Raw genomic sequence first — 20,611 nt, forward strand, 5'->3', positions numbered from 1 at the left:
AATAGTTACCCCCCATACAACTTAATCATATTCGCACGATTGATTTCTGACAAAATCCTCGCATCGTCCGCAGGGCCAACAGGTCCAAATATACGAAAACCATCGCTTCCCCATATCGCACTTCGTTCTTGCTGCATCATCCGTAAAAATGGACGATCAGCGGGACCTGGTTCAATCGAATACCCAGGAGGATGAGTGTGCCCAGAAAATTTCCCGTATTTCCCATCCAATAGATCCTCATACATTTCAGGAGAAACTCGAATATTACTTCCTTCTCCCCGAATAACCAAACGTTCCCCTCCTTTGGTAAACATATTGTATTCATCACCTGTAACCTCACCAATCGCACGCAAATCTTTCATGGAGACTAGGCTCTTAGGGATAGTTGCAAAAGTTCCTGGTTCTGAAAGTTGAGTATGGATATCTATTTGCTTGCGTGATAAAGAGGTCTCTGGAAGCAGGTCTGCCAGTCGGCTAGATTGCGCTGTAGAAATAACCTCGGTATTCAATGCTCTGGTAACGTTCGTACTAGCAACTGTCTGAGTAGTAGTTCCACCAGCAAATATCATGAGGGTGCTTGGCAAAGCTGCACCCACAGAACCCCAGTCTTTACGATACATTGAATTTAGTAAAGAAGCCCCTGACACCGCCATAGTAGTATCATGTATAAAGCCACCAATTGTCTCCACGGCACCATTATTGACGAACGACTGGACGATGCCATTCTTAGCTGAATAAGGCCTCGCTTGTCCTGTCATGTCTCCAGGTGAGCCAAAAACTGACTGAGCGCCATATCCAAATGCATCTTGGTAGAGATTTCCCATGCCCACAGAAACGTCCCATGGCAGACGGACTATTGAGTAAATACCTTCACCAACTCCTTTTGTGAATACTCCAACTTGATTAAACGTCAAGAGCCCCTCAAGAGTACCTATTGGACGTATGACACTATCATTCGTCCCTTGGTACTGTTGTCCCGCCCCATCAGTCCGCACTCCATCCCAACCATGTGCGATATCAAAAGTCAAATCACTCTCTTTTTGATAACTTAAAGTTGGAGAATACGGGCCTTCTCTACTAATTTCTGAAAATGCTTGCCTGGCTTCACTGAACAGCGTCTCGCAGGCGTCACTTGCAACGCCCTTACATGCAAGAAGTTGCGCGTCGCGTATATCACTCCGGACACTCAAAATATTACCTTCTTTACAAGATGCGTTATCACCGCTTTGACATGCTATCGCCAATTCCTCTTTAGCAAGAATTTCCTTGTGCTTCAGATAATTATTCGCCACCTCATTCGCCGCAGTGGCCGCTCCCGTCGCCCCACCAGCGGCGGCGCCCACCGCAGCGCCCGCCGCCAACGTCAACGCGTCACGCAGCGTTTCAGGCATATCAAGTTGCTTCAGGTGCTTGGCAATACTATCCGTCGATAACGCCGCCGCGCCTGCGCCCAAAGCACCATTGGCACCACCGGCAAGCCCGCCAATCGCCGTGTGCAACGCGACCCGCGCTAGCCCACCCTCTTTCCAATTCTCTGTTAACTCAACACTTTGACGCGTTAACTCTGCACTTCTTTCAGGATCGGTTTCACGGAGATTATGTGCTTCAGCTGCCAATACTTTCGCCTCTTTCAGCTTGTCGGAAGCATAGGTCCCCAGCTTCTCTGCAGCAGCGGCCGCAAACGCCGCCGTCACATCCATGGTCGCCTGCAGCGCAGCCTTGTCAAAGTTGTTGCCAATCTTCCCACTGGAATCTACCCCAGTCGTCACATCGCGGTTCACACCCGCAACAGATTCATCCGCGCCCTTGCCCGTCGCTGCGCGCTGAGCCGCATCATCGGTGATGCCCAGAGTGCCGCCACTGATGCCGCTACGCGTAGTACTGCTAGCGTTCTCGCTGAGCGCGACAATGGCAGGCAGGCCTGCGGTGGTGCCGCCTTTACCGCCAACATTGGTCAAATTCTTATTCTCTTCGGTCTCCTTGCCCGCTACCGAAAAGCCGCCCGACACACCCACACTGCTGCCCTTCGATATCGCATGGTTGGCAATGTCGCTGTGCGTCAGGGTCGCTGTGGTCAGACTACTGCCAAGCTTGCCCGCCTGCGTGGCACTGATGACGGCGCCCTTCAAGTCCGTATTGCCGCCGACCTTGATCTGGAAGCCGCCATCGCCCGCCTTGATGCCGCTCTGCTCCTGCACGCTGGCGTAGTCGTTGTGCATGTTGCTCTGGCTATAGCTGCCGCTGACACTGGCGCCAATACCCACCGTACCACTGGCGGAAATGCTCTGGCTCTTGCTGTCGAATTTCGCCAGGTCTTGCAAGCTTTCCAGGTTCAGGTTGCCTTTGATATCGGCAATCACCTGGTTGGCGCTGGCCACAGCGCCCTTGATGTTGGTATCGCCACCGCTACTGATCACCAGCTTGTCGCCCGCATTCACATGCGTATTGAGTTGCGTCGTGCCGTCGCCGTCCTCATGCCCCTTGCTGCCGCTGACGCTGGCCGTGAATCCGAACGAGGTGCCCTGTGTGCTCACGATGGCCTTCACGCCGACGGAAGCGCTGATACTCGAACTCTTGCTGTGCTGGCTTTCCGTATCCTGTGCCGCCAGCAGGTTGACATTGTTATCGGCATGCAGGCGGATATCGTTCTTCGCGTTCAGGTCGCTGCCCAGGATATTGATGTTGCTATCCTTGCCACCGCCCATGGCCGTGATGTTGATATTGTTACCTATTAATACGCTGCCACTATGCGTGGTGCTCGCCGTCGTTTGCGTCTGTATGCTTTCCGAATGGCCCGCCGTCAGACTGATGCTGATGCTTGGCCCGCCTTCCTTCATCATCTCCTTGGCAGCGTCGCTGGCGGCCATGGCCGTCGTGGCGGCCGCCATGGCCGTGACGCGGCCATCCTTGGCCGTGCTGGCCGCAGAGCTCATGGTTTGCAGCGTCTGGATGGCGCTGATCACGCTGCCACCCAAGGCCAGGGTCAAGCCATCCTGCGTGGTCTTGACTTCGAACTTGCCCTTCTCATTGTCCTGCCCCGGCTTGATGGTGACGCTCTTGCCGATGATGTCAAGATCGGTGGCCGCGAGAATATCGCTGCCGCCTATCGTCACGTTATTGCCGGCGACCATCGTCAGCGCACCACCCGTGGCACCGATCGAGCTGCGCGCTTCGCCGCTTTGCAAGGTGGCATCGCGCTCCTGGTCCACCGTCGTGGTCTTGGTACCGTAACTGAAGCCGATGCCGCCGCTACTCATGAAACCGCTTTTCTTGGTGCTGGAATGATGCAGTTCGTACACGGTATTGGTGGCCGCGTCGATCGTGATGTTGTTACCCGCGAGTAATTTCGTCGCATCGTCGCTCAAGATACTCGAACCGGTGACTTGCAGATCGTGCCCCGCCTGCACCGTCACGCTGCTGCCGCCAAGCGAGGTGCCGATTGCCGTGGTGGTATCGACCACGTCATGCTTGGTCGTCGTGGTCTTGTTCCAGAAGCCCTTCTTCGTCGATTTACTGGCGACATCGGTCACTTCGTTCTGGAAACCATTGACCAGGCTGATGTCATTGCCCGCCACCAAGCCCAGCGCCCCGCCCGCCTGCACATCGGCCGCGCGCGCCAGCAGGTCATGGCCCGCCTGTAGATTGACGTTGCCTGTGCCCGTGATCTGGCTGCCGACTTCGCCGCTGTTGCTTTGGTTGCGATAATTACCCGAACCCACAAACTCATCATGAGTGGAAGCAACCGCAACGGTATTCAAGACTAGATTATTGCCGGCAATTAAATTTGTCTGTCCTTTCACACCGGCGTTGGCCGCCATACTGCCGGTCATGGTCAAATCACGGCCAGCCTGGGCAATCAATGTATTGCCCTCACCCGTACCGGTAACATACATCCCCGCGACATTGTCAATTCCAGTCGTAGTCTCGCTTACAAGCTTGTTGCCGACCAACTTGGTATTTGCGCTGTCCACAGTTGTGGATAAGAAATTAATATCTCTCCCGGCTTTGGCAACCAACTGTGTTTCAGCAATCATGCTGCTGCCACGATTATTGATGTCATTACCGGCAAGCAGCATGAGCTTGCCACTCTGCAATTCGCTGGTCTTATCCTGGATATGCTCAGCTCCAATACCGGCACCCGGCGTGGCAACCACCGTGGTCACATTCAGGTCCTTGCCAGCGGAGACCATGGTGTAGCCATCAGAAGCAGTATTGCTGACAATAGCCCCCGCAATATTGACGTCCCGGCCTGCAGACAACAGCAAATTGCCGTCACCTGAAGGGTTTCCGCTCACATACAACCCTGCCACGCGATCGAAGCCTCGACCAACTTCGGAGGCACTTGTCGTAATGTTGATATCGCGTCCGGCGCTAGCCTGTAAGGTGCTGTTTGCGGAGATCGTTCCACTGATATTGTTCAAATCGTTGCGCGCTGCAATCGCGACGGCATCGCCATCAATCCGGCCACCCAAATTACTTACGTTCTCAGCATTCAGCAGGACCACATCGCGTCCTGCAATCGTGCCACTATTGGTCAGGTCGCCTTTGGTCTCGATATTGACTTCCTTGCCGGCCAAGAGCGCACCTGAACCGTCGATGTCATCGGCCCGCAAACGCACATACACTTGCGGAACTAGGGCTTTTTGTGTGCTTCCATCCGCCAAGGTGACGTCGCGCTCGACAAGCCAGACAATATCATTCGTGAGTGCCGCCATTTGTTCCGCGGTCAATGCTACGCCAGGACGCAAGCCCCATTGCTGAGCATAGCTGACTCCCGCATCCATCAGGCCGCGATACTGTTCTTCATCGTTCGAATAGTCGCCAGTAAAACGGTGGCCGGTCAGATCCGCGAGCTGTTCCCTGACAAGCTGTTGCTCGTAGAAACCATCACCCAATCGCTTTTGCGTGACTGCCGGATCAAGTTGGACCTTGCCGGTCATGTAATCCGATCCCGTCCAGGTACGGAAGTTGGCGAAGCGGGGATCGGTCTCGACAAGATAATGCGCCGAAGCCGACGGACTGATCTTGAACAGGCTGGCGTTCGGCAACTGCACGGGCTTGGCGCCCGTCCTGACCACTTCGGCCTTGCCACGTGGATTCGCCAGCGCCACCTGCCGTATCAGCGCGGATCGTGCCTGGCCAATCTTGGCGCCGGGGGCCGCCTTCGCTGCTGCTCCCACTGCCGCACCAATGCTGGCGGTCTCGCCACCCTTGATGTCAGCCTGGGCTGCTCCGCCAGCACCATCAATCTTCAACAGCGTCTTGGCAACCACAGCAGCAATACTGTTGCCTTTGACGGCAATGCCTGCCTGATTGCCGCCGCCCGGAGTACCTTCGCCAGAGACTGTTGACGGTCCACTCTGAACAGCCGATATCAGCTTGTTTGCGTCCGCGACATCGGACACTGGTGCGACACCTGCAACAGCGTCTACGGCCTTCGCCGACACACCATTTATCTGGCCATGTTGCCCTGTCAACGTTCGATCAACAGCATGAGGCGTGCCGCCCCCCGTGATCTGATCAGTACCGGTAACATTGCCGCTGACAGCCACGTCGCTTGGTGTGATCGCAGGGGCATTCATCCTTTCGCCAGTAGTGCCAACTTCATTGGCCACTCTTCCCATTGCGCCGGCATAGTTCGTGTTTTTTCCAGCGTCGCCTATGGCATCACTTCCTCCCACAGCGCTACCGCCGCCCACCTCACTCAGGTGCGCCCCCTGACTGCTACTCACGCCAGCTACGGCATTCACAGCCGATCCCACCAAAGTCAGCGTGACATTGGCACTTGTTGCATTGATACTAGCGGTTGCATTACTAGAAGTAACAGAAGCTTTTGCCGCAACACTATTATTAGGAGAAGAAATAGATATACTTTCCTGATCAGCATTTCTTATGTAATACTTTGATTCATAAATCTGCTCCCTCGGAATATTTGATGGCTTATTCGGGTGTTGTAACTCACCATTATGATACTCTGCCATTCCAGAATCAAGGACGCGCGTTTGATTTCCTGTAAATTTGTTATCGACAACCCCGTGAATATTTAAATTTCTTCCGGCAATAAATCGGCTGTTCTCATTCAATACACTATCCGCATTGACAGTCAGATCTCCTCCCGACAAAATTGCAGCGGGATCTGAACGTACAATGGTTCCTTTCGTGGTGAACCGCTTGTAGGTGCGAGCGATATATTTAGTGTAATCTTTTCCATGTATGAACACATGATTTGTGAGCATACGAATAGGCCCATCAACCCCTATCACCCTAGGAACCACATCCGGATCACCGAATTTATAACGTTTTCCATCATTAATATCAAAATCAAGAATGGTTTCTTCTATGCCGCTATCAATATCAAAATCAAGGTGGAAATTATTGTTTAACAAATTGACTGCTTTGGAAGACAAGACGAGATTTCCCAGTGCCTGAATGGTCGCACTTGCGTTGGTGAGGCTTGCGGCGCTCCCGGTCGCACGGCGAGTGCCATCCAGGGTGCCGCCGATTGCCATGTCACCCGCGCTGAAGATCAGCGCATGTTCGCGGTTATTGATGGTACCCGCGCCGATATCCAGGTTGCCGCGCGCAGCTATCGTTGCCGCAACACCGCCCTCGACATCATTTTTCAGCGTGCTTGCCGCGATGCTAAGCGTATCACCATAAATACGACCGCTACCGATATTAATAAGCGTTCCGGCATCCACCTGCGTATTACTGCCATCGATTACGCCACGGTTGTTCAGGGTACCTGCCACATTCACTTTAGTACTGACACTGGCGTTGATATCGCCGCTTGCAGTGTTGTCGAGACTGCTGGCATTGATCGCCAGCGTGTTTCCTGCCTGCGCTTTCCCTGCATTGAGAAGATTGCCGGCAACTGTCAACGTGGCATTTCGATTGGCAATGACTTGGCCACCGGCATCGACCGTAAAACTGCCCGTCAAATCAAGATTCAGGTCGCCTTTCGACATCAGATTGCCCGCACCGCTCAAGCCAGCTGCCCTGATTGCGGCCATCTGTCCGCCAATTATGGTGCCGCCGCCATTTGTAATTGTCAGGTTACGGTTGCTGCCATCATCGCGCACACTGACCATATTGTTTGCGCTGAGAAGGCCTGACACATTGTTCACACTACCGCTGCTATGGATACTGAGGTTGTTATCCGCACGCAAGCCGCCTTGGCTATTATTCAGGTTCGTCGCCGAGAGATTGACATCTTTGCCCTCTATGCCCTGTCCCGCACCCTGTGTCATTTGATTGTCAATCGTGCCAGCACCCAATGTTACTGTTGCGCCGCTGCGTATCAAACCCGATGTGTTGTCGATCGTGCCTGCACCCGCTTGCAAGTTCAGGTTGCCCACAACTTGTACCTGGCCTCCCTGATTCCGGAATCCGCCAATGACGAGATCGAGTCCGCCGCTCGATACAATTTTTCCATCGCGATTGTCTACAGCGCCGGTACTGCCCCCTACTTGTCCGGCAGAACCAAAGTAGCCACCAGTGTTGTTCCAGCTACCTGTCACCAAGCTGGTACTGCCGCCGCTGCTGATACCGCCAGCCATACCGGGATGGCGTACTGCATAGGCAGCTGCATTGCTATTGTTCAAGGCCTGGCCATGCGTATTGAGTACCAACGCGCCGCCGCCTTGTAGCAGGCCGCCCTCATTGTTCAGCGCGCCAACCTGCACATTCAATATTTGCGATGCGGCGATGGTGCCAAGATAATTATCCAAAGCTTGGCCACCGGTATCGATGCTGATATTACGGCCGCTGATGCTGCCTGCAGCAGTATGGCCAGACGCCAGAGCATTGTTGAGACCTGCGGTACGCAGGGTGATATCGTTTCCCGCCTGTATCTGGCCACTGGCGTTCATTAAGGAACCAGTATTGGCAATCAGATTACCCGTGACGCTGGCCAGTTTGCCGCCAGTATTGTCCAGGCTGACCGCAGTGATATCCACATTGCCGTTGGCCGCCAACAGGCCGGCAGCATTGTCGATGTCCTGAGTCGCAGTCAGCAACATGGTAGCGCCGCTCGTCACCGAGCCACCATGGTTCAGCAAACGTCCGACCTGCAGCGTGGCGCCGCCGCCTGCGGCAATGGTGCCGCCGCCAGTGTTGTCCAGGCGCGTGCTGGCCGTCAGTTGCAGCGTTGCCTCTCCTGCAGCTTGTACGATGCCGCCCTGGTTATTCAGCGTTTGTGCGCCCACCGCAGCATTGCCGTTGCTGGCGATCTTGCCACCTTGATTATTCAGTGTCTGCGAGACAGCGATGCTACTCGCACCCTGCCCCAGCTGAATCAGCTCGCCTTGACTGTTATTCAGGTTGGCTGTCTTGATCGTCAGTTGCCCCGCCTGCGTACTGGCATTGCTATGATCGATGCTCGTTGCGGTAATATCCAGTTTCCCGTTGGCGGTGATCTGGCCCCGTTGACCATTCAATGCGGCAACACCGATGGCCAACAAACCATTGCCCGCATGCTCAATTTTTCCGCCTATATTGGTCAGAGTGCCCGCCCCCAGCGTCAAGTTGGCACTGTTGACGGCAATGCGGCCATCGGCATTATCAAGAATACCATCCGGTACGCGCATCACAATGGCCGTGTCGCCGCTACCGCTCTGCACGATACTGCCCTTGTTGTTGCTCAAGTTGGCGGTTTGTACCTGCAACTGCCCGGCAACAATCTCGCCCTTATTGTTATTCCAGCTTTGCCCACTATTCGACAGTGCGTCAACACTCAAGATGCCAGCGGTATTGACGACTGCGCCACTGGTGCTGATATCGCCGCCGGTAGCTGTCAGGGCGATATTGGCGCCGCTGCTGAGGCTACCGCCCAGATCGACCGCATTACCCTTGAAAACGATATGTCCTGCAGCTAGATTCTGGCCTACAGCGCGCAACTCCTGCACTGTCGTGATGGTAAGATTGCCCGTCGTGGCCAATTTCCCATCCGCTTGCATGCCTGCCGCAATCAAGCCGCCCTTGCTGCTGTCAAGGCTGGCTGCGGAAATACTGGTATCGCCCAACGCAGCGATCACGCCACCATTGCTGAGCTTGCCGGTGGCGGTCAGTACTTGAGTAGCGCCCGCATACAGGCTGCCTGTGCTGGTAACATTTACCGCTTGGGTCAACAGATTTGCGGCAGCAAAAACATTGCCTCCGCTATTGCTGAAGTCCTTCACATGCAAGCTGGCATCGCCAGTAATCGCCTGCAAGCTGCCGCGCGTATTATTCACATCGCCTGCCATCAACAACAGCCCCTTGCTGCCAGCAACGGTACCATCACTGTTATCCAATCCCCCGCTTGCCCCCACTTCCAGCGAGCCGCCGGACACGATGCGCCCGGACTGGTTCAACAACCGCGCCGTGTCCAGCGCAGTGCTGCCGTTGCTTTCAATCTTGCCATTCCCATTGTCCAGGCTGATGCTCGCCGTGATCGATGCCTTGCCGGTGCCCAATTGCACCAGTTCGCCGTGGCGGTTGTCCAACGTCGCGGTCGCAAAATTTACTTGCTGTGCAATGGCACTGCCGTTGCGGTGATCCACATAATCAGCCCGCACGTCCAGTGCGCCATTGCCCGTAATCTGGCTCCGTTGCACATACAAATTCGCCGCAGTGATCGACAGTGTGCCGCTACCGGCGTGCTCGATCTTGCCATCCGTATTCGTCAGCTTCCCTGCTTTTAATTGCAAGTTCTGGCTGTTGGTGGCAATGCGTCCGCCTGTATTGTCCAGGCTACCGTCAGTCCCTGTCAGCACAATGGCGCTGTCGCCACTACCCGTCTGAATAATGCTGCCGCCGGCATTGTTCACATTGGCCAAGCGGAAGTCGAGCTGTCCGGCGCTCAAGCTGCCTTGCTGGTTGAGCAAGGTTTGACCGTTCTGCGCACTGGCCATGATGCTGAGCAGTCCCGGCGTACTGACCGTCGCGCGCGCGGTGTTGATGTCACCGCTACCGGCGGCCAACGCGATATTGACACCGCTGGTCTGGCTGCCCGAAAGGTCAAGCGCCGCGCCGCCCAATACGATGTTGCCGGCAGCGAGATTTTTCCCGCCAAGCTGCAGGACACCGCCAGCGCGGACACTCAAGTCCCCCGTTTGCGCCAACGATCCGTCCGTCTTCAATCCCGCGCCAAGCAAACCGTTGCCCGTCATGCTGCCCACTGCCACAGTAGTATTGCCCAGCGCCGCAATGGAGCCCGTATTGACGAGCGCACCCGCCACCTTCAGCGACTGTTCGCCACCGGCATATAACAGGCCGGCATTATTCATGTCGCCGTGTATCGTCGTCGTCAGATCAGTCCCGGCGCTGATTTCACCGCCAGCATTAAGGAGGCTGCTGGCATCGATCCCCAATTTCCCTTTCCCCGCCTGCAGCACGCCATGCGTATTGTCGATGGCTTGCGCTGTCACCTGCGAGGTTTCCCCGCCAGCAATCACGCCCCCCGTATTGTTGAGCGCACCGAGTACCAAGATACTGGCATCGGTGGCAGCATTGATGCTGCCCTTGGCATTATCGAGTGTGGCCGCAGAGACTTGCAACAGACCATTTGCCGCAATGATGCCGCCACCGTTTTCCAGGCCTTGTTTCACGTGCACTTCGGCCTTGCCGGTCGTCTGCAACTTTCCGCCCTGGTTATTCATCGCCTCGGCGTGCACAAGCAGCTGGTTTGCCGATGTAATTGCCTTACCGTGATTGAACTCCCCAGCAGCGATATCAACAAGACCATTACCGATAATCGTGCCGCCACTACCATCGAGTGTTGGCGCCTTGATAGTCAGGCTTCCCGTGCCCGCATGTTCAATCTTGCCGTCCTTGTTGGTGACGGTGGCGGCATCGAGGGTCACATTCGTGCTGTTGACGGCAATGCGGCCCGCTGTGTTATCCAGATTGCCTGTAACGATGCTCGTGTCGCCCGTGCCCGTCTGCAACACCGTACCCTTGGCGTTGTCCAAATTGCCCACATGCAGATCCAGTTGGCCTGCCTGCAAAGTGCCTTCCGTGTTGTGCAAGGTCGCGTTGCTCGTGACGTTCAATGTGCCTGGCGTCGTGACCGCCGCTTTATTCGTGCTGACATCGCCCGTTGTTGCCGTCAAGCCGATGTCGGCGCCGCTGGTCTGGCTGCCGCTGATATCGACGCTGACACCCGTTAGGTTCGCCTTGCCCGCCGCCAAGTTCTGGCCATGCGCAGCCAGCGTTTGTGACGTGCTGATCGTCAGGTCGCCCGACGTGCCCAGCTTGCCATCGGACTGGACGCCCGCGCCCATCAAGCTGCTCGCGCTGCTGTCGATGGTTTTCGCCGTGATGCTGTTGTTGCCTTGTGCCGCAATGACACCCGTAGTGACGATGGCGCCGCTGGCATTCAGGACCTGATTACCAGCTGCATACAGGCTGCCGGTATTGCTCAGGCTCGCCATGGTGGCGTTCAGGTTGGCGCCGGCAAACACGCTGCCCGCGGTGTTGTTCAACTTGCCAACGTTCAAGGTCGCATCGCCCGCCACGGCTTGCAGCTGGCCCTTGGTATTGTCGATGTCGCCGCCGGTCAATGCCAAATGACGGCCGGCAGCCACGGTGCCTTCCGTATTGTCAAGGGTGCCCACGTTCAACGCGGCATCCTGCGCCGCCACGATGCGGCCTGTGTTGTTCAGCAAGGTAGCTGCTTTGATCAGCGCATCGCCATTGCCTTCAATCTTGCCGCCCGTGTTGTCCAGCTGGCCCGTGGCCGTTACCTTCATCAAACCCGTGCCCGTCTGTGCCAGGCTGCCAGCACGGTTGTCCAGCGTGCCGACGTTGACCGTCAGCTGGTTCGCGATGGTCGTTGCATTGCGGTGATCCAACGTCACAGCGGTAAAATCGAGCTTGCCATTGCCCGTGATCTTGCCGGATTGATTCAGGAACTGGCCCGCGTTGATGGCCAAGAGGCCGGCGCCCGCATGTTCCAGCTTGCCATTGATGTTCGTCAACACCGTCGCGTTCAGGGCCAGGTTAGCGCTGTTGACGGCGATGCGCCCGGCCGTGTTGTCCAGCTTTCCCGTGGTGATGACGGTATCGGCCGTGCCCGTCTGCACGATCTCGCCGCTGGCGTTATCCAGATTGGCCACGTTCAGCTGCAACTGACCGCCCACCAGCTGGCCCTGATTGTTAATCAGTGACTGGGCGTTATTTGCATTGGCCGTGATGGCCAGCACGTTGCTGGCCGAGATGACGGCTTTATTCGTCAGCACGTCGCCGCTGCGTACGGTGATAGCTATGTTTGCCGCGCCTGTCTGGCTGCCCGACAGGTCCACATTGGCGCCCGTCAGCACGGCATTGCCCGCTGCCAGATTCTGCCCGCTCGCCTGCAAGACACCATCGGCGTTGATGGTCAGATCGCCTGCCGTGCCCAGGCTGCCATCGGCTTTGATCCCCGCGCCCAGTAGGCCGCTGCTGGTGACTTTGCCGCCGGCAATATGGGTGTTGTTGACGGAGGCAATGGAACCCGTGTTGTTGAGCACGCCGCCGACCGTCAATTGCTGGTTGCGGCCTGCATACAGCAGGCCGGCATTGTTCAGGTCACCGCTTACATTTGCCGTCAGGTCCGTGCTGGCGCTGACCGTGCCCTGCTGGTTCAGCAAGGCAGCGGCATCCAGACGTAAATTGTCCGCCTGCAACACGCCGCGCATGTTGTCGATATTCACACCACCAACATGCAAGTCGGCAGTCGCGGCAATCACGCCGTCGGTATTATTCAGCGCACCCTTGCTGACAATCTCCGCCGAGGCAGCCGACGTGATACGCCCCTTGCTGTTGTCCAGCACGCCCGCTTGCACTGCCAGGATGCCAGAACCTGCATGCTCAATCTTGCCATCGCGGTTTGTCAGCGTGCTCGCATCGAGAGTCAGATTGCTGCTGTTGACGGCGATGCGCCCTGCCGTGTTATCCAGATTGTTGGTCTTGATGACGGTGCCGCCCGTGCCCGTCTGCAACACCGTTCCCTTGGCATTATCCAGATTGCCCACGTGCAGGTCGAGCTGGCCCGCCTGCACAGTGCCTTCCGTGTTGTGCAGAGTGGCGCTGGTCGTGACGTTCAAGGTGCCCGCCGTCGTGATGACCGCCTTGGTCGTACTGACGTCGCCCTGTGTTGCCGTCAGGCCAATGTTCGCGGCGCTGGTCTGGCTGCCGCCGATATCAAGCGCGGCGCCGGTCAAATTGGCGCTGCCTGCAGCCAGAACCTGGCCATGCGCGACCAGCGTTTGCGTTGTGCTCACCGTCAAGTCGCCAGCCGTGCCCAAGCTGCCATCGGCCTTGATGCCCGCACCAATCAGACTGTTTTCGCTGCTGTCGAGGCTATTGGCCGTGAGGCTGGCGTTGCCCTGCGCCGCGATCACGCCCGTGTTCGTGACGGCGCCTTTTGCGGTAAGGGATTGATTTCCGGCAGCATACAGGCTGCCGGTGTTACTCAAAGTGTCGAGCGTGGTGTTCAGGTTGGCTCCGGCAAACACACTGCCTGCCGTGTTATTCAACTTGCCACCCTTCAAGGTCGCATTGCCAGCGACAGCCTGCAATTGTCCTTTGGTATTGTCGATGTCGCCACCATTCAATGCTAGGTTGCGCCCTGCGGCCACGATCCCTTCGGTATTGTCCAGGCTGCCAACCTGCAGTTCGGCATCCTGCGCAGCCACGATACGGCCCGTTTTGTTCAGCAAGGTTGTGGCTTTCACCAGCGCATCGCCGTTACCCTCAATCTTGCCGCCCGTGTTGTCGATCTGGCCGGTTGCCGCCACCGTCATCAGTCCGGTACCCGTCTGCGCCAAGTTGCCGGCACGGTTGTCCATGCTGCCGGCGTTGATGGTCAGCTGATTGGCCACCGTCGTTGCATTACGGTGGTCGAAGGCGGCTGCCGTGATGTCAAGCTTGCCATTGCTCGTGATCTTGCCGTGCTGGTTGTTGAACTGGCCTGCGTTGATGGACAGAACGCCCGCACCTGCATGCTCCAGCTTGCCATTGATATTTGTTAAGACCGTCGCATTCAAGGCAAGATTATTGCTATTGACGGCAATGCGGCCAGCCGTGTTGTCCAGCTTGCCTGTGGTGATGACGGTGTTGCCCGCGCCCGTCTGCACGATCTCACCGCTGGCGTTGTTCAGGTTGGCCACATTCAACTGCAACTGCCCTGCTACCAGCTGGCCCTGGGTATTCACCAACGACTGGGCGTTATTCGCGTTGGCGGTAATGGCCAGCAGATTACTGGCCGAGATGACCGCCTTGTTGGCCAGCACGTCACCACCGCGCGCAGTGATGCCGATGTTTGCCGCGCCTGTCTGGCTGCCAGACAGATCAATGGAATCGCCCGTCAGCATGGCGCTGCCAGCCGCCAGGTTCTGCCCGCTCGCCTGCAAGACGCCATCGGCATTGATGGTCAGGTCGCCCGCCGTGCCCAGGCTGCCGTCTGCTTGCACACCGGCGCCCAGCAAGCCGCTGCTGGTGACTTTGCCGGCGGTAATATGGGTGTTGTTGACGGAGGCAATCGACCCCGTGTTGTTGAGCACTCCACCCACCGTCAATTGCTGGTTACGGCCTGCATACAGCAGGCCGGTATTGTTCAGCTCACTGCTGACTTTCGCCGTCAGATCCGTACCCGCAGTCACCGTACCATGCTGGTTCAGCAAGGTCGTCGCATCGAGACGTAAATTGTCCGCCTGCAATACGCCTCGGGTGTTGTCGATTCCAATACCTGCCGCCTGCAGATCTTGCGTGGCGGCGATCACGCCATCCGTATTCTTCAGCGCGCCCTTGCTGGTAATGTCCGCCGAGGCAGCGGAGGTGATGCGGCCCTTGCTGTTGTCCAGCACGCCCGCCTGTACTTGCAGGCCGCCATTGCCGGCGATGTTGCCACGCGTATTGTCCAGCGTCTGCGCCACATCCACACGCATCTGCCCCGCTCCCGTCTGCTGCAGGGTACCGTCGCTATTGTCCAACTGGCTGGCCTGCAAGGCTACCTGCTGCCCGGAAGTAACGGCATGACGGTGATCGACCGTTTCCGCCTGGATATCGACCAGGCCATTGCCTGTGATCTTGCCCCGCTCGTCATCGAAGCGCGTTGCTTCAATGTGCAAGCTGCCCGTGCCCGCGTGGTCGATGCTGCCGTCGCGGTTAATCACCTTGTCGGCATGCAGCGCCAGGTTGGCGCTGTTGACGGCGATACGCCCGCCCGTGTTGTCCAGGGTACTGCCTTGCAATGCCGTGTCGCCATTGCCCGTCTGAATCAGGGTACCGCCGCGGTTGTCGAGCGATCCTGTTGTCAGGTCCAGCTGCCCCGCGCTCAGGGTGCCGCGCACGTTCGACAGGACCTGGCCGCTGCCGACCGCCGTCACGGACAGCAAGCCGCTGGTCGTCACCAGCGCGCCATCGGTGACGACATTGCCGGCGCTGGCATTCAGGGAGATCGCCGCACCGCCCGTCTGGCTGCCGCTCAGGTCGATGACGGCGGCGTGCATGCTGGTCTTGCCGGCGCCCAGATTCTGGCCATGGGCGGTGATCGCTTGCGTGGCCGTTAGCTGCAGCTGGCCGCTGCCGGCCAGGCCGCCGTCGGCACGGATGCCGGCGCCCAGCAAGCTGCCAGTAGCGCTATCGATGCGGCTGGCATTGACGCGGTTATCACCTTGTGCGGCGATAACGCCGCTGTTGCTGACGGCGCCGCTCACCTGCAGCGTCTGGTTACCGGCAGCATACAGGTTGCCGCTATTGAGCACTTCACTGGCCCGGGTGGCAAGGTTGCCACCGGCAAACACGCTACCGGCCGTATTGTTCAGCTTTGCCACGGACAGGCTGGCGTCGCCGCCCACTGCTTGGATCTGGCCGCGCGTATTGTTGACGTCGCCACTATCGAGGCGCAGCTTGCCGCCCGCCGCCAGGGTCGCTTCCGTGTTGTCCAGCACGCCTGTGGACAGTGCCAGGTCCGTGCCCGACACGATACGGCCCTTCTGATTTTGTACATGACTCGCCTGCACGCTCAAAGCGCCATTGCTTTCCAGCGCACCACCGCGGTTGTCCAGCCCGCCGCGCACCTGCACGCCGGTCGCGCCCTGGCCGCTCTGCGCCAGGCTGCCGCCCCGGTTGTCCAAGGTACCGGCGTTGACGCTTAACTGCCCCGCCACCGTGCGGGCATCGCGGTGGTCGATGTGCTCTCCCGTCAGCGCCATGGCGCCGTTACTGACGATGCTGCCGCGCTGCAAGTTGATGTGCGCTGCGCCAATCTCCAGCGCGCCCGTGCCCGCATGCTGGATCTGCCCATCCTGATTACTCAGGCTGGCAGCATGCAGGCGCAAGGCGTGGCTATTCGTGGCAATGACGCCACGCGTGTTGTCCAGCGCACCCGGCAAGCTGATGGCGAGATCACTGTTGCCCAGTTGCATGATCTGGCCGCCCACGTTCGACAGGTCATGCGCCTGCACGCCCAGTTGCTGGCCTGTCAGTTGTCCTCCATCGCTGCGCACGGTGCGCGCCGCGTCCAGCTGCAGGCGTTCGCGGGCAGTGACCTGCGCGCGGCTGGCGTCGAGGTCGCCGAAGCTGGCGCCCAGGCTGATATTTGCGCCTGACATTTGCGCTCCAGTAATATCCAGCTGGCGCGCCGCCAGAGTACTGTCGCCTCCCGCCACGGCAGTACCATGCACGGCAATGGTATCGCCGGCAGAAACGCTCAGCTTGCCGCTCGTGGCCAAGGTATTGTCCAGATTCAAGCCAGCCGCCAGTACCGAGCCAGCCGTGGCATCGATGCGCGCTGCCGCGCCTGTGGCTTGCACCTTGACATTGCCTTGGGCCGCGATCACGCCACTGTTCGCAATATTGCCCTGCGCCTGCACCTGGCTGTCGCCGCCCGCATACACGGTGCCGCTGTTGGCCACGTCGCCCGCGACGGTAATGCTCGTCTGGCTGCCGCTGCCTGCCGACTGGATATTGCCGTTGTTGCTCAGCCAGCCATTCGATTGCAGCACCAGATTGCCCGCCGTGGCCGCCATCACGCCCGCATTGCGCACGCCCAGGCCCGCTTCGGTGCCGACCAGGGTGATCTTGCCCGCGTACATGCCGCCCAGTTGCGCCACGTCCAGCGCGTAGGCTGGGGCCGGGCCCGCGCCAGACGCGGCGCCCGCCACGCCATGCGTCGCATCGATCTGGTTAGGTCCCGTGACGACTTTCAGCTCCTGCGCCCAGATGCCGCCATTGATGTGCGCGGCGCGCGCCAGGATCGCCGTGTAGTCGCTCAGCGACGTGTCCAGGCCGCGTCCGTTGATGCTGACCACGCCGCGCTGCACCATGTAGCCGTCTAGGCTGCCGCCGTTGAGGATCGGCGTGCCCGTCGTCAGCACGACACGGCTGGCATTGATGAAACCGCCGCCATCGATGGCCACGCCGGCCGGGTTGGCGATCACGACTTCCGCGCGCTGGCCCGCGACTTCCACATAGCCGCGCAGCTGGCTGGGGTTGGCCGAATTGACTTCGTTGAGGATCACGCGCGCGCTGCCGCCCGCCAGCCACGGGTTGCCCTGTACCCAGCCGCCCGTCTGCGTCTGCACATTGCCACGGCTATTGTTCAGGATGGCGCCATTCGCCGTCACGTCGAACTCGCTGTAGGTATTGCGCGACACGCCCGCCGCGCTCGGTGTCTGGATATTCACCTGCGTCACGCCGTTGGCGCTTTGCACCACGGTCGGACGCTGGCGGCCCGGTGCGTTCGGGTCGGCCACGATCTGCCCCATGGCCGGACCGGACACAAAGCTCACCATGCCCAGCGCGCCAAATATCGCCAAGGCCAGCGGCCGCAACTTGCCATTCACACTTAAACTTAGCCCGCCACCGCCATCGCCTTCAAACACGCCATTCGTCAAGCTGCCCTCGCCCTTGGCCGCCTTGCCTTGCGAAGAAGCGTTTTCGGCGACGACCATCAGTTGGCCACGGCGTTTATTAAAGATGATGCGGTACAGGTTCTTGTTCATGACATGTCCTACTGACAATCAATTAATGCGAAAGGGAGAAGAGAACGGCTGGCGGATGGCGGCGTCTCACCTTGTTATTTTTTAATAGCTGGCGTTCAGGCTGAAGCCGGCCGTATGGCCGGCCGTGCGGAACAGGTCGGGCTTGCGCACGGGCCAGCCGACAAAGGCGTCGTACTGCACGCCCAGCCACTGACCACGCAAGCCGACGAAGGCGCCTGTCAAGTTGCGCGCGATCAGCCATTCGGCGGACGGTCCCGCCACTTCGCCATGGTCGAGACCCGCATACGCTTCCTGGCCACTGCTGCCCAGCGGCACGCCAACTTCGTTGCGTAGCAGCCAGCCCCGCTCGGCCGACAGGCTGCTTTCGCCGTCATAGCCACGCACCGTGTAGCGCCCGCCGATGGCGAAGCGGTCCTGCGGCACCAGCGGCGTGCGGTCGTGCTGCATGCGCCAGCTCGCCGAATAACGCAGCGGCTGGCCAGCCAGCGTGAACGGCGCCGACAGGGCCGCGTCGGCCAGCAGCAGACGCATGCGCGAAGTGCCTTCGCCAAACGCTTCCTCGGGCGCGGCCAGCGCATCCATCGCGCCCGTACCGCGCCGGTATTGCAGGTTGAGGTCAAAGGTGGCCTTGCCCACGAATTCACGGTGGCCGATACCGATTTCCCAACCTGCCATGCGGCGGCGCTGCACTTCCACTTCCGTGTCATCGATGAAGTTTTGTGCGGCGCGCTGCCAGCCGCGCAGGGAAACCGTCGTCTTGCGCGACGCATCGCGGTACACCAGGCGTGACAGTTTTACTTCGCGATTCTGGCTGGCGCCGCTGTAGTTGTAGTCCTGATTGATGCCGGCCACGGACTGGTGGTAATGGCTGTCGCTGACCGTAAAGGCCAGCAGCCAGTAGGCGTAGGGAATCGAATAGTGGGCCACCATGCCGCCCGTGCCGCGCGGGCCATTACGGTCGCCGTCGACGTTCTGGTTCAGACTCAGGTAAAACAGGTCGTTCAAGGTCAGCCAGTGGTCATACGACAGGGTCACGCTGCCCTGCAGCTTGCCGGTCGAGCGCGAACCGCCATCGTCGAGGCCCAGCGCCAGGCGAAACGGCAAGCCCTGCTTCCACTGGATCTGCAGGTCGCTCTCGCCCGGCTTCGCGTTGCCGCCCTCGGCCGGCATGATCTGGATATCGGCTTCCGCCGTCGGCACGCGCTTGAAGTTTTCCAGCGCCTGTTCCGTATCGCGCACATTGAGCAAGTCGCCCGGGCGCGCCGGCACGGCATTCCACCAGGTGGCGCGGGGATTGGTGCCGGGTGCAAAGCCGATCTGGCGGATACGCCCCGGTACCAGGCTCAAGGCCAGCGTGCCACGGCTCAAATCCTGCGGTTCGGCCAGCACGCGCGTGGTGACATAGCCGCGCGCGATGATGGCGTTTTGCAGCCGCCCCATCAGTACATTGATGGCCTGCGTGCCCAGGCAGCGGCCCAGCGGAGAATCAGGCGCGCCCAGGTCGTCGCGCCCGGCGGCGGCCAGCGCCCACTGGAACTGCGCGGCGTCCTCTCCCCGCAGTTCGAGATGACTAATGGTAAAGCACGGCGATTCGCCTTCAGGAAGGCGATTGGCGGAGACGGCTGCCGGCGCCTCGAGCAGGCGCACGTCGGGATTGCGCTCCTGCTGCTGCCGCAGGAGGCGCTCACGTTCTTGCTGGCGGATTAATTCTTGGCTGGCATCATCGCGCTGGCTGATGCCAGGCGTATTGGGAAGGGGCGGCGCGATTTCGGGACGGGTCTGCGCGGACACGGCGGCGCACAAGGTGCCGCTAAACAAAAATACACCGCACCATGGCGTCAAGCGCAGGTGCATATGTTGCCTTACGTAATTATTTACTCAAGTAGATTATAAAATAAATATTTCCGCATGGCAATTTTATTTATTTATTGAGAACTTTTCCTCTTTGGTAACTATTATTTAACTCACACATTACCACTAGTAAAAATATAAGAATCGAGAGTCGGCCGAGATTCGTGCAAAAATACCCAAATCCCATCATGACAAACTAAGATATTGCAGTACCTTCGTTCACGCTGCACGTTGGAGAGGTGATCGATCCGGCCAACACCAGTCGTGACCTATATGCCAGCAAGGGTTATGTCGGCGGCATACGTGAGATGCGCCTCAAAAGGCAAGGCTCGCGTACGCATATCCAACGCAAGGGCAGCAAAGACAAGCCGATCTCAGAAGCGCAGGAACGCCGGAACAAACGCATCGCCAAATCCCGGGTGCGTGTGGAACACATCTTCGCCAGCCTGGCACATATGGGCGCCAAGGTGCTGCGCTCGGTCGGTCTACCGCGCGCTACGCTGCACTTGAATTGGAAAGTTGTCACATACAATCTGCAGCGCCTTTGCCACCTGATGAAGGCCAAGAAGTTGGCCAGGTTGGCGACGTGATCGCTCTCTACGTCGCTATTTTTTCAGCCCTCATCCTCGAATCCTTAGTTATTCGAGGTGCCCATTGGTTGTCAACGTAGTGCTATGCTGTAATAGCAAAGCGGGGAAAGGCGTCAAATGGAACATCGGACGGATTACGGGCAAGGGTTTGACTGGTTAAGGGCCTGATCTAAAAGGGTGCCGCACGCTGCTATAACCCCG

3 protein-coding genes are annotated in these 20,611 nt (G+C 58.6%); 1 reads left to right on the top strand and 2 read right to left on the bottom strand.

All coding sequences use genetic code 11. From position 1 onward, the window contains the following. Window positions 1-5: 5 nt before the first annotated feature. Window positions 6-17,969 (bottom strand): two-partner secretion domain-containing protein, encoded by a 17,964-nt coding sequence (locus ACQ4W7_RS24265; protein ID WP_436533905.1) that lies wholly within the window; start codon window positions 17,967-17,969, stop codon window positions 6-8. Window positions 17,970-18,050: 81 nt separating this feature from the next. Continuing rightward, complete coding sequence (locus tag ACQ4W7_RS24270; protein ID WP_436533907.1) at window positions 18,051-19,823, bottom strand: ShlB/FhaC/HecB family hemolysin secretion/activation protein; 1,773 nt, start codon at window positions 19,821-19,823, stop codon at window positions 18,051-18,053. Window positions 19,824-20,059: 236 nt separating this feature from the next. Here ACQ4W7_RS24270 and ACQ4W7_RS24275 point away from each other — a divergent pair, with 236 nt between their 5' ends. Continuing rightward, on the top strand, window positions 20,060-20,410 hold the full coding sequence (locus ACQ4W7_RS24275; protein WP_436533909.1) for a transposase: 351 nt from the start codon (window positions 20,060-20,062) through the stop codon (window positions 20,408-20,410). Window positions 20,411-20,611: the final 201 nt, after the last annotated feature.

This window comes from Janthinobacterium algoris (assembly GCF_051380935.1).
Classification (GTDB): domain Bacteria; phylum Pseudomonadota; class Gammaproteobacteria; order Burkholderiales; family Burkholderiaceae_D; genus Janthinobacterium.